This window comes from Azospirillum sp. TSO5, from assembly GCF_003116065.1.
Classification (GTDB): Bacteria; Pseudomonadota; Alphaproteobacteria; order Azospirillales; family Azospirillaceae; genus Azospirillum.
The window spans coordinates 42,850-53,638 of record NZ_LGQY01000001.1 but is presented as its reverse complement, the minus strand read 5'-3'; the positions used below and the strand labels follow the sequence as shown (position 1 = coordinate 53,638).

Below are 10,789 nucleotides of genomic sequence, written 5' to 3'. Positions count from 1 at the left end.
AAACCCCCCTCCCCCGCCATATCACCTGTGACTTCAATTCCCAGATCGAACCCGGCGAAGCGTCACATCAGCTTGTCGAGCGTGATCGGCAGATCGCGGACGCGCTTGCCGGTGGCGTTGTAGACGGCATTGGCGACCGCTGCGCCGACGCCGGTGATGCCGATCTCGCCGATGCCGCGGGCACCCATCGGCGCCTGCGGGTCGGGGATGTCGGTGTAGAGGATCTCGATGTTGGGAACGTCCATCTGCACCGGCACATGATACTCGGCGAGCGAGGCGTTGACGACGCGGCCGGTGCGCGGGTCGAAGTTGGTTTCCTCGGTCAGCGCCAGCCCGATCCCCATGATGATGCCGCCCTTGAACTGGCTCGTCGCCGTCTTGGCGTTGAGGATGCGGCCGGCGTCGAAGGAGCCGAGGAAGCGCGACACGCGGACCTCCCCGGTGATCTCGCTCACCCGGACCTCGCAGAACTGCGCGCCGTAGGAATGCATCGAGAAGGCCTCCATCTCCGCCGGCGGCGGAGCGGCGGCCTCGCAGACCAGCTCGTCGCGTCCCGACCGGCGCAGGATCGACTCGTAGCTTTCGAAGCGCGCGGCATCCTCGCGGTGGCCGATGCCGCCGTCCCGCGTCTCGACCTCGGCGAGCGACAGGCCGGCCAGCGGCGAATCGTTGCCGGCGAGCTTCAGCAGCTCCTCGACGAAGACCTCCGTCGCGGCGATGACGGCGCCGCCGATCGAGGCCGTCTGCGTCGAGCCGCCGGCGATCACCCCGCGCGGCAGGGTCGTGTCGCCATACTCGAAACTGACCTGGGCGAGCGGCACGCCAAGACGGGCGGCGATGTGCTGGGCCTGCGCCGTCGCCGTGCCCATGCCCATGTCGTGCACCGCCGTCGAGACGGTGACCCGCCCGCCGGCCGTCAGCCTGATCCGCGCCGCACCGCCGGGAAAGCGGTGATAGGGATAGGTGGCCGTCGCGCAGCCCATGCCGATCAGCCACTCGCCGTCCCGCCGCCCGCGCGGCGTCGGGCTGCGGCGGTCCCAGCCAAACCTCGCCGCGCCCTTCTCATAGGCGTCGATCAGGTGGCGGGAGGAGAAGGGCTTGCCGCTGGTCGGGTCCTTTTCCGGCTCGATGCGCCGGCGCAGCTCGATGGGATCGAGCCCGAGCGTTGAAGCAAGCTCATCAATCGCGCATTCCAGCGCGAAGGTGCCGACGGACTCGCCGGGCGCCCGCATGAAGGTGTTCGCCAGCATGTCCATGTCGGCGACTGCCTGGGCCAGCCGGATGGTCTTGGCGGCATAGAGGTGGCGAGCCGGGAAGGTGAACTGCTCGGGGCAAGAGTTGTGGGTGGTCATCGCCGCGATGCCGGTGTGGATCAGCGCATCCAGCCGGCCGTCGGCGCCGGCGCCGAGCGCCACCCGCTGCTCCGTCAGCGTTCGGCCGCCGATGATGCGGAACACCCCCTCGCGCGACAGCATGATGCGCACCGGCCTGCCGGCGAGCCTTGCGGTGGCGCAGGCGAGGATCTGGTGGTCCCACAGGCCTTTGCCGCCGAAGCCGCCGCCGACATAGGGGGAGGAGACGCGGACCTTGTCGGGCACCAGGCCGAAGATGTCGGCCAATTGCCCCGCCGTCAGGTCGAGAAGCTGGCTGGCGTCATGCACCCTCAGCTCGTCGCCGCTCCAGGCCACGGTCGCGGCGTGCAGTTCGATGGCGTTGTGGTTGTGCCGCGGCGTCCGGTAGATCTGGTCCACCTGCACCGCGGCGGCTTTCAGGGCGGCCTCGGCATCGCCGATCTCGACCACTGGGGGCTGGCCCAGGATGTTGTCCAGCTGGCGCGGCGTCTTCTTCGCCTCGTCGAAGGACGTTACCGCCGGCAGCGGCGCATAGTCGGCTTTGACCAGTGAGGCGGCATGGTCGGCCTGCTCCTGCGTCTCGGCGAGGACGACGGCGATGGGCTGGCCGTTCCAGTGGATCTCGTCATTCTGCATGACCGGCAGGTCGCTCGCCCCGGCGGCAGTCGGCGACGACATCATCAGCGACGGCGCCTTCATCCGCGGCGCATTGCGGTAGGTCATGACCAGCACGACACCGGGGGCCGCCTCCGCCGCCGCGGTGTCGAGCGCCGTGATCCGCCCACGCGCGATGCTGCTGAAGGCCAGCGCCGCGTAGCAAAGGCCCTCATAAGGAAACTCGGCGGCGAATTGGGCCTTGCCCTGAACCTTCAGCGGCCCGTCGATGCGCGAGACCGGCTGTCCCAGCGCGCCATGCTTTTGAATCAGGGGATCCTGCGTGACCGCCGGCTGCCAGCGGCCGGGCCGGGTGTTTGCGGACTCGGATTGCATGCTCATGCGTCGTCTCCCGTCAGCTCGCCGAGGACGGCGACGATCGTCCGTTTCGCCAGCTCGATCTTGAAGGCATTGTCGCGAAGGCCGGTCGCGGCGGCCAGTTCCGCCTCGGCGGCGGCGCGGAAGCTCTCCGGGGTGGCTGGCCGGCCCTTCAGCGCGGCTTCGGCCGTCGAGGCCCGCCAGGGCTTGTGGGCGACGCCGCCGAGCGCCAGCCGCAAGTCGCGCACCGTCCCGTCCTTGTCGAGATCGATGGCGGCGGCGACCGACACCAGGGCAAAGGCATAGCTCGCCCGGTCGCGCACCTTGCGGTAGGTGGAGCGGCGGGCGAAGGGCAGGGGCGGGATTTCCACCGCGGTGATCAGCTCGCCCGGCTTCAGCTCCGTCTCGATGTCCGGCCGGTCGCCGGGCAGGCGGTGCAGGTCGATCAGTGGGATGCTGCGCGGCCCGGCCGGACCGTCCAGATGCACCGTGGCGTCGAGCGCGGCGAGCGCCACGCACATGTCGGACGGATGGGTGGCGACGCAGGCCGGCGACGCGCCGAGGATCGCGTGATAGCGGTTGAAGCCGTCACGCGCGTCGCAGCCGGACCCCGGCTGCCGTTTGTTGCAGGCCGCAGCATTGTCATAGAAGTAGCGGCAGCGCGTGCGTTGCAGGATGTTGCCGCCGACCGTCGCCATGTTGCGGATCTGGGCGCTGGCGCCGGCGAGGATCGCGCGGGCGAGGAGCGGGTAATGCCTGCGCACATGGCCATCGGCAGCCAGCGCCGTGTTGGTCGCCGCCGCCCCGATCAGCAGGCCGCCGTCGTCGCGCGGCTCGATCCCGCGCAGCAGGCCGGTGACGTCGACCAGCACTTCCGGCCGCTCGACCGTCTCGCGCATCAGATCGACCAGATTGGTGCCGCCGCCGAGATAGCGCGCCGCGGCGCTGCCCTTGGCCAGTTCGATGGCGGCGGAGGCGTCGGACGCCCGTTCATAGGTGAAGGGGTTCATGCCGGCGCCCTCTCCTGCGATGCGGCCGGCGTCTTGACCAGCGTTTCGGAGATGGCCTCGATGATGCCGTTGTAGGCGCCGCAGCGGCAGAGATTGCCGCTCATGCGTTCGCGCAGTTCCCGCTCGTCGACGGTGACGCTGGCCGCCGTAAGGTCGACGGTGACGACGCTCGGTATGTTGCGTTCGATCTCGCGCGCCATGCCGATGGCGGAACAGAGCTGGCCGGGCGTGCAATACCCGCACTGGAAGCCGTCATGCTCGATAAAGGCTTCTTGCAACGGATGCAGGGCGCCATCGCTGCCCAGCCCTTCGACGACGGTGATGCTGCGGCCCTGATACTGGACCGCCAGCGCCAGACAGGAATTGATGCGTTCGCCGTCGACCAGCACGGTGCAGGCGCCGCAGGCGCCCTGATCGCAGCCCTTCTTGGTCCCGGTGAATCCCAGACTGTTGCGGAGGAGGTCGAGCAGCGAACTGCGGATATCCGCCTCGACCTCGACGCTTTGGCCATTGATGGTAAAGTTCATCAGCGCATTCCCCAAGTCGGAACGGGTCCTGCCCGACGGCAGACCACGGCCGGCCCCCGCCTTGCGGACGGATTGAGCCGGCCTGATAACCGTCAACGGCGCTGGAAATCACGCTGGTCGGGCAAAAAAGCCCTCTCCCGCCCCGGGAGAGGGCGATTATCGCCGGTCAGATCCGCTGTTCGGTCTTCGGGTCGAACAGGTTGGCGCGGGCCATGTCGATCATGAAGTCGGCGGTCTCGCCCTCCGCCACCCTGTCGCTCGGCTTGATGCGGGCGACCACCTCATGCCCGTTCAGCTCGACATAGGTGATGGTGTCGGCGCCGGTCGGCTCCAGCACATTGACGCCGCAGGCGACCTTCACCAGCGCCGGGTTGCCGGCGGCGATCGCCGGGTCGTAGCAGGTGATGGCCTCCGGACGGATGCCCAGGATCACCTCCTGCCCCAGCCAGTGGCCGGCCTGCTCCGGCGCCTGGAACAGCGGCAGGAAGCCGCTGCGCTCGCGCCCGACGCTGACGCCCAGCCGGTCGCCCTCGGCCGACAGGGTGCCGCGGACGAAGTTCATGGTTGGGGACCCGATGAAGCTCGCCACATACATGTTGGCCGGCCGCTCGTAGACCTCCTGCGGCGGGGCGAACTGCTGGACGACGCCCTCCTTCATGATGGCGATGCGGCTGGCCAGCGTCATCGCCTCGATCTGATCGTGGGTGACGTAGACCACGGTGGTGCCGAGCCGCTGGTGCAGCTTCTTGATCTCGGTGCGCATGTCGACGCGCAACTTGGCGTCCAGGTTGGACAGCGGCTCGTCGAACAGGAACACCTTGGGGTCGCGGACCAGAGCGCGGCCCATGGCGACACGCTGGCGCTGGCCGCCCGACAGCTGCGCCGGCTTGCGGTCCAGCAGGTGCTCGATCTGCAACAGCCGGGCGACGCGGCGGATGGCACCCTCGCGCTCGGTCTTGGCTTGCCCGCGCATCTCCAGCGAGAAGCCGATGTTCCGCGCAACCGTCATGTTGGGATAGAGCGCGTAGGACTGGAACACCATGGCGATGTCGCGGTCCTTGGGATGGACTTCGTTGACCACGCGCTGGTCGATGCGGATCTCGCCGGCGCTGATCGTCTCCAGACCGGCGATCATGTTGAGCAGGGTGGATTTCCCGCAGCCCGACGGACCGAGCAGGACGAGGAATTCGCCGTCCGTCAGGTCCAGGTCGATGCCCTTCAGGACCTCGACGCTGCCATACTGCTTGCGGACATTGTTGATGCTGAGAGTCGCCATCGGAAGATCACCCCTTGACGGAGCCGGCGGTCAGACCGCGGATGAAGTATTTCCCGGCGAGCACATAGACGACGAGGGTGGGCAGGCCGGCGATCATCGCCGCCGCCATGTCGACGTTGTACTGCTTCACGCCGGTGGTGGTGTTGACGAGGTTGTTCAGCGCGACCGTCACCGGCTGCGCGCCGCCCGCCGCGAAGGACGCCCCGTACAGGAAGTCGTTCCAGATCTGGGTGAACTGCCAGATGATCGTCACCACCAGGATCGGCAACGACAGCGGCAGCATGATCTTGGTGAAGATCTGGAAGAAGCCGGCGCCGTCGATGGTCGCGGCCTTCACCAGATCGTCGGGGATGCTGACATAGTAGTTGCGGAAGAACAGCGTGGTGAAGGCGAGGCCATACACCACATGCACCAGGATCAGCCCGCCGGCACTGCCGGCCAGCCCGAGGAAGCCCAGCGTCTGCGCCATCGGCAGCAGGATCACCTGCGACGGCAGGAAGCTGCCGAACAGGATCATGCCGAACACGATGTTGGCGCCGCGGAACCGCCACTTGGTCAGGGCATAGCCGTTCAGCGCCCCGAAGATGGTGGAGATGATCACCGCCGGCACGACGATGACGATGGAGTTGAGGAAATAGGGCGCCATGCCGCGGCAATCGGCGCCGATGCAGGCGCGGTTCCAGGCATAGCTCCAGGCGTCCAGGCTGAAGTCGCGCGGCAGCGACAGCAGCGACCCGGTGCGGATTTCCTCCGGGCTCTTGAACGAGGTGGTGATCATCAGCAGCAGCGGCAGCAGGTAGTAGGCCGCGAACAGCAAGAGGATCAGGTACAGGCCCCAGCGGGCGATGCGGGTGCCGGTGCCCTGCGCCGGCGGCAGGGCGGAGGTCAGGCTAGACACGCTTGCCTCCCTTCAGTTCGGAATAGAGGTAGGGCACGATGATCGCCACCACGGTCGCCAGCATCATCAGCGCGCTGGCCGATCCGATGGCGATCTGGTTGCGGCGGAAGGTCATCTCGTACATGAAGGTCGCCGGCAGGTCCGACGCATAGCCGGGACCGCCGCCGGTCAGCGCCACCACGAGGTCGTAGCTCTTGACTGCGAGGTGGGCGAGGATGACGAAGGCGCTCATGAACACCGGCCTGACCGACGGCAGGACGATGCCCCAATAGATGCGCGGCAGGCTGGCACCGTCGAGATAGGCCGCCTTGATGATCTCCTGATCGACGCCACGCAATGCCGCCAGGAACAGCGCCATCACGAAGCCGGAGCTTTGCCAGACCGCGGCGATCACCAGCGTGTAGACGGCGGTGTCCTGCTGGACGATCCAGTCGAAGGTGAAGGCGGGGAAACCCAGGTCACGCACGAATTGCTGGATGCCGATGCCTGGATTCAGGATCCATTTCCAGGCGGTGCCGGTGACGATGAAGCTGAGCGCCATCGGGTAGAGATATATGGTGCGCAACGCTCCTTCGCCGCGGATGCGCTGGTCGAGCAGCACCGCCAGCAGGATGCCGACGATCAGGCTGATGCCGATGAACAGCCCGCCGAAGATCAGCAGATTCTCGATGGCGACGTACCAGCGCTCGATCCGCCACAGCTTCGAAAAGGCGTCGGCGCCGACCAGCTCATAGGACGGCAGCATCTTGGAGTTGGTGAAGCTGATATAGACCGTCCAGGCGATGAAGCCGTAGACGAACAGCAGGATCGCCGCGAAGGACGGGGCGACCACCAGCTTCGAAAGATGCCGCTGCGCCACCGCGCGCAGCCCGGTCGTCCGCGGCGGAGCGGCGCTGCCGGGGGTGGTCCCGGCGTCCTCCCCGGCGTTCTCTCCGGGGGCCGGCCGATAGGATGGGGTCTGCATGGTCATGGTACGATGCTCGGCAGCATTTGGGCCGGCGTCGCACACGGATGCAGGTCGCGCATGTCGGTTCCCTCCCGTGACGGGTTGCTGTTGGACCGCCCCGGTGAGGTCTCGCCCGGCGGTCGTTCGCTTGGCGGTCACTGTACGCTGCCGATGATGCGCGGGGCGGACAATTTGGTAACGCGGCGCTTTCCCGGAGCCCACGTTGTTACGTGGCTGTTACATAGATGCGCGCGCACATGCGGGGCGGGCGGATTATGGTCTGCGGCAACGAACAAGACCTGTTGGGGAGCTTCCATCATGACCGCGCGCCTTCGTGTGTTCCGCGATGCCCAGGACCTTGCCGAAACCCTGGCCGACGAGACGGCCGCCCTGCTGAGCGCCGCCATCGCGGCGCGCGGGCGGGCCACCATGGCGCTGCCGGGCGGGCGGACGCCGACACCCTTCCTGACGGCGCTCGGCCGTCGCGATGTCGATTGGGGCCGGGTGACGGCGACGCTGGTGGACGACCGCTGGCTGCCTCCTGAAAGCCCGGACAGCAACGCCGCCACCTTGCACGCCACGCTGCTCGCCGCCGCTCCCGCCATCCGCTTCATCCCGCTTTACACCGGCGCCGCGACGCCGGAGGAGGGGGAGGACGTCTGCACTGAAGCGTTGCGCGTCCTCGACGGACCGTTCGACCTGATGGTGACGGGCATGGGCGAGGATGGGCATGTCGCCTCGCTGTTCCCCGATGTGCCGGGGCTTGCCGCCGCCTGGGAAGGAACCGCAACCTGCCGGGCGATGCGCTCCCCCACCGCGCCGCATCCGCGCATGACCCTGACCCTGCCGCGCCTGCTCGACAGCCGGCGCATCGTCGTGCTGATCACCGGCGGCGCCAAACGCGCGGTGCTGGAACAGGCCCGTGCGGCAGGCCCGGAGGACGCGATGCCGGTGCGCGGCCTGTTGCGCCGGGGCGGAACCGACACCATGGTCTGCTGGGCGCCCTGACGCACAGCTTATGCCGGGCAACACATCACGAGGGGGTTTGGAGACGATGAAGAGCCTGTCGGTCGGCCTGCTGGGCTTCGGCCTTGCCGGGTCGGTGTTCCACGCGCCGCTGATCCAGTGCGAACCGCGCCTGCGCCTGACAGCCATCGCCAGCTCGCGCACCGACGACATCCGCCGTGCCGCACCGGAGGCCGTTGCGACCACGGCCGAGGCGGTGATCGCCGACCCAGGCATCGACCTCGTGGTGATCGCCACCCCCAACACCAGCCACGCCCCCTTGGCCCGTGAGGCTCTGCTGGCCGGCAAGCATGTGGTGATCGACAAGCCGATGGCGACCACCGCCGCTGAAGCCGATGAGTTGATCGACCTCGCCAAGCGGCAGGGCCGGCTGCTGACCGTCTTTCACAACCGGCGCTGGGACAACGACTTCCTGACCCTGCGCGCCTGCCTGGACCGTGGCGATATCGGCCGTCCCTTTCATTACGAGGCGCATTTCGACCGCTTCCGGCCGCAGATCAAGCAGGGCTGGCGCGAGCAGACGCTGGCAGGCTCCGGCGTGCTGTTCGACCTCGGCGCCCATCTGATCGATCAGGCGCTGACCCTGTTCGGCATGCCCGACCGCATCCTCGCCGATGTCGGCACCCAGCGGCCGGACGCGCAGGTCGATGACTGGTTCCACATCGTGCTGCGCTATGGGCCGATGCGGGCGATCCTGCATTGCGGGACCGTGGTCTGCCGGCCGGGGCCGCGCTTCCAGCTGCATGGCGACCGCGGCAGCTTCCTCAAGCACGGCATGGACGGGCAGGAGGCGGCCCTGCGCGCCGGCCGCCTGCCGACCGAAGCCGACTGGGGCGCCGACGATCCGGAAAACTTCGCCCTGCTGGTCCAGGCCGACGGCAGCGAGCGGCGGGTGGAGACCATTCCCGGCGACTATCCCGCCTTCTATCGTGGCGTGGCGTCATCCATCCTCGACGGCGCCCCGCCGCCGGTGACGGCCGAGCAGGCACGCGACGTGCTGACGGTACTGGAAGCGGTGCGCAAGGCGGCGGGACTGCCGGCCTGAAATCCCGCTATCCCCGCCAGGGCACGATGCCCGGCGGCAGGCGGCGACCGAGCGCCCCGGCGGCGATCATCGCCGCCAGCACCACCAGGATGGCGATGACACCCAGTGCGGCACCGAGCGTCGGGCTGCCGCCTTCCTCCAGCGCATAGACGACGACGCCCAGCGTCTCCCGACCCTGCGACCACAGCAGGATGGAGACGGTCAGTTCGTTGAATGCGGTCAGGAAGACCAGCAGCCCGCCGGCGGCAGCCGCCGGCGCCACCAGCGGCGCCACCACCGTCACCAGCCGCCGCAGCGGCCCGGCTCCCAGCGCGCGGGCGGCCTCCTCCACCGTCGGGTCGAGCGCGGCGCAGGCCGCCTGCACCGGACGCAGCGCCAGCGGCAGGAAGCGGACCAGATAGGCCGCCAGGATGATCCACAGCGTGCCGTAGAGAATGACCCCCAGCCCCGGCAGCGGCTTCAGGAACAGCAGGATGCAGCCAATGCCCAGCACCACCCCCGGCACGGCATGCGGCAGCTCCACCAGCACGCCGACCGCCCGCGCGATCCGTCCGGTTCCTCCGCCCAGCGCCATCGCATGGGCCAGCGGCACCGCCAGCAGCGCGAGCAGCCCCGCCGCCGATCCCGACAGCAGCACCGAATTGGCGAAGGCCCGCCCGACCTGATCGAGCGCCAGCACCTCGCGGTAATGGGCCAGCGTCAGCGTGCCGAAGCCGACCGGCAGGCCATAGACGCTGACGAGGCTGGTCGCCAGCAGTGCCGTCAGCGGCGCCGCAACGATCAGCGCCAGCACGCCCCAGGCAAGCCCCTCCACCGCCACGCGGGCGGAGCCGAGCGCCACCGGCGCCAGCGGCCGGGCGCCGCCGGGCAGGCGGCTGGCGATGCGGGCCTGCAGGATGGTCTGGGTGGCGATGCCCAGGCAGGCGACGATGCCGATCAGGGCGGCCAGCACCGCCACCTCGGGCAGGGCAGACGGCCCGAAGCCGGCCAGCCGCCGGTAGATCAGCGTCGGCAGCATCGGGATGCCCGCCGGCACGCCCAGCAGCGCCGGCACCCCGAAATTCCCCAGCGCCGCGACGAAGGCCATCGCCAAACCCGCGACCAGCCCCGGCAGGCAAAGCGGCAGCACCACGCCGCGCACCGCCCGCCACGGCCCGGCCCCCGAGGCCCGGGCCGCCTCCAGCACATCGCCGGGAATGGCGCGCAACGCGGCGCGCAGGGCGAGGAAGACCAGCGGCGCATGCTCGATCCCCATCACCAGGATCATGCCCGCCGCCGACTGCACCGGGTTCGCCGTGCCGACTGGCGGGGCGAGCCCCAGCGGCTTCAGGATCGGGCTGCCGGACCCGGCGAGATGGGTCCAGGCCATCGCCACGATCTGCGGCGGGATCATCAGCGGCAGGATCAGGGCGAAGGTCATCGCCGTGCGGGCGCGCAGGTCCGTCAACCCGATCAGCAGAGCGAACGGCCCGCCGATCAGCGCCGCGGCCAATGTGGCGCCAGCGGCAATGGCGATGCTGTTGGTGGTGGCCCGCCACGTCGCGGGGGAGTCGAGCACGCGGGCCAGCACCGTGGTGTCGCCGGCCTCCCACAGCAGGCGCAGGACGGGCAGAAGGACGAGCAGGCCGAGGAGCAGGAAAAGGCCCTCTCCCGCCCCGGGAGAGGGAGGGGACCCGCGCCAAAGGCGTGGGGAGGGTGAGGGGTGTTCCAAGGAGCCAGAAGTGGATGGCTTCTTGC

The 10,789-nt window shown here is 69.1% G+C and carries 9 protein-coding genes; 2 read left to right on the top strand and 7 right to left on the bottom strand.

Translation table 11 applies throughout. The features are described from left to right. Positions 1-62: 62 nt before the first annotated feature. The 6 genes from TSO5_RS00245 to TSO5_RS00220 all read right to left on the bottom strand — a co-directional run bounded on the left by TSO5_RS00245 (position 63) and on the right by TSO5_RS00220 (position 7,005). The gene (locus TSO5_RS00245; RefSeq protein ID WP_109149734.1) at positions 63-2,348 is read right to left on the bottom strand and encodes a xanthine dehydrogenase family protein molybdopterin-binding subunit; all 2,286 of its coding nucleotides are present in this window, start codon (positions 2,346-2,348) and stop codon (positions 63-65) included. Continuing rightward, positions 2,345-3,334, bottom strand: coding sequence for a xanthine dehydrogenase family protein subunit M (locus TSO5_RS00240; protein WP_109149733.1), 990 nt, complete (start codon positions 3,332-3,334; stop codon positions 2,345-2,347). The genes TSO5_RS00245 and TSO5_RS00240 overlap by 4 nt, the downstream gene beginning before the upstream one ends. Continuing rightward, positions 3,331-3,861, bottom strand: coding sequence for a 2Fe-2S iron-sulfur cluster-binding protein (locus TSO5_RS00235; RefSeq protein WP_109149732.1), 531 nt, complete (start codon positions 3,859-3,861; stop codon positions 3,331-3,333). The genes TSO5_RS00240 and TSO5_RS00235 overlap by 4 nt, the downstream gene beginning before the upstream one ends. A 166-nt stretch (positions 3,862-4,027) precedes the next feature. Beyond that, complete coding sequence (gene ugpC / locus TSO5_RS00230; RefSeq protein WP_109149731.1) at positions 4,028-5,137, bottom strand: sn-glycerol-3-phosphate ABC transporter ATP-binding protein UgpC; 1,110 nt, start codon at positions 5,135-5,137, stop codon at positions 4,028-4,030. A 7-nt stretch (positions 5,138-5,144) separates the two neighbouring features. Beyond that, positions 5,145-6,026, bottom strand: a complete 882-nt coding sequence (locus TSO5_RS00225; RefSeq protein WP_247870506.1) for a carbohydrate ABC transporter permease — start codon at positions 6,024-6,026, stop codon at positions 5,145-5,147. Between the two features lies 1 nt (position 6,027). Beyond that, entirely contained in the window at positions 6,028-7,005 is a 978-nt protein-coding gene (locus tag TSO5_RS00220) for a sugar ABC transporter permease (protein ID WP_247870505.1), read from the bottom strand. 294 nt (positions 7,006-7,299) lie between these two features. On the opposite strand from TSO5_RS00220, the gene pgl reads away from it, so the two are divergent. Together pgl and TSO5_RS00210 are read left to right on the top strand one after the other, a co-directional pair. Then, complete coding sequence (pgl, locus tag TSO5_RS00215; RefSeq protein WP_109149728.1) at positions 7,300-7,989, top strand: 6-phosphogluconolactonase; 690 nt, start codon at positions 7,300-7,302, stop codon at positions 7,987-7,989. A 46-nt stretch (positions 7,990-8,035) separates the two neighbouring features. Further along, on the top strand, positions 8,036-9,052 hold the full coding sequence (locus TSO5_RS00210) for an oxidoreductase (protein WP_109149727.1): 1,017 nt from the start codon (positions 8,036-8,038) through the stop codon (positions 9,050-9,052). A 7-nt stretch (positions 9,053-9,059) separates the two neighbouring features. Here TSO5_RS00210 and TSO5_RS00205 read toward each other — a convergent pair whose 3' ends face one another. Next, positions 9,060-10,610, bottom strand: a complete 1,551-nt coding sequence (locus TSO5_RS00205) for an iron ABC transporter permease (RefSeq protein WP_247870504.1) — start codon at positions 10,608-10,610, stop codon at positions 9,060-9,062. Between the last annotated feature and the right edge of the window lie 179 nt (positions 10,611-10,789).

Bases quoted from the DNA above. Each gene is read 5' to 3' on its own strand.
- TSO5_RS00245 (WP_109149734.1), bottom strand. From the start codon at position 2,348: ATGAGCATGCAATCCGAGTCCGCAAACACCCGGCCCGGCCGCTGGCAG.
- TSO5_RS00235 (WP_109149732.1), bottom strand. From the start codon at position 3,861: ATGAACTTTACCATCAATGGCCAAAGCGTCGAGGTCGAGGCGGATATC.
- TSO5_RS00210 (WP_109149727.1), top strand. From the start codon at position 8,036: ATGAAGAGCCTGTCGGTCGGCCTGCTGGGCTTCGGCCTTGCCGGGTCG.
- pgl (WP_109149728.1), top strand. From the start codon at position 7,300: ATGACCGCGCGCCTTCGTGTGTTCCGCGATGCCCAGGACCTTGCCGAA.
- TSO5_RS00240 (WP_109149733.1), bottom strand. From the start codon at position 3,334: ATGAACCCCTTCACCTATGAACGGGCGTCCGACGCCTCCGCCGCCATC.
- TSO5_RS00220 (WP_247870505.1), bottom strand. From the start codon at position 7,005: ATGACCATGCAGACCCCATCCTATCGGCCGGCCCCCGGAGAGAACGCC.
- ugpC (WP_109149731.1), bottom strand. From the start codon at position 5,137: ATGGCGACTCTCAGCATCAACAATGTCCGCAAGCAGTATGGCAGCGTC.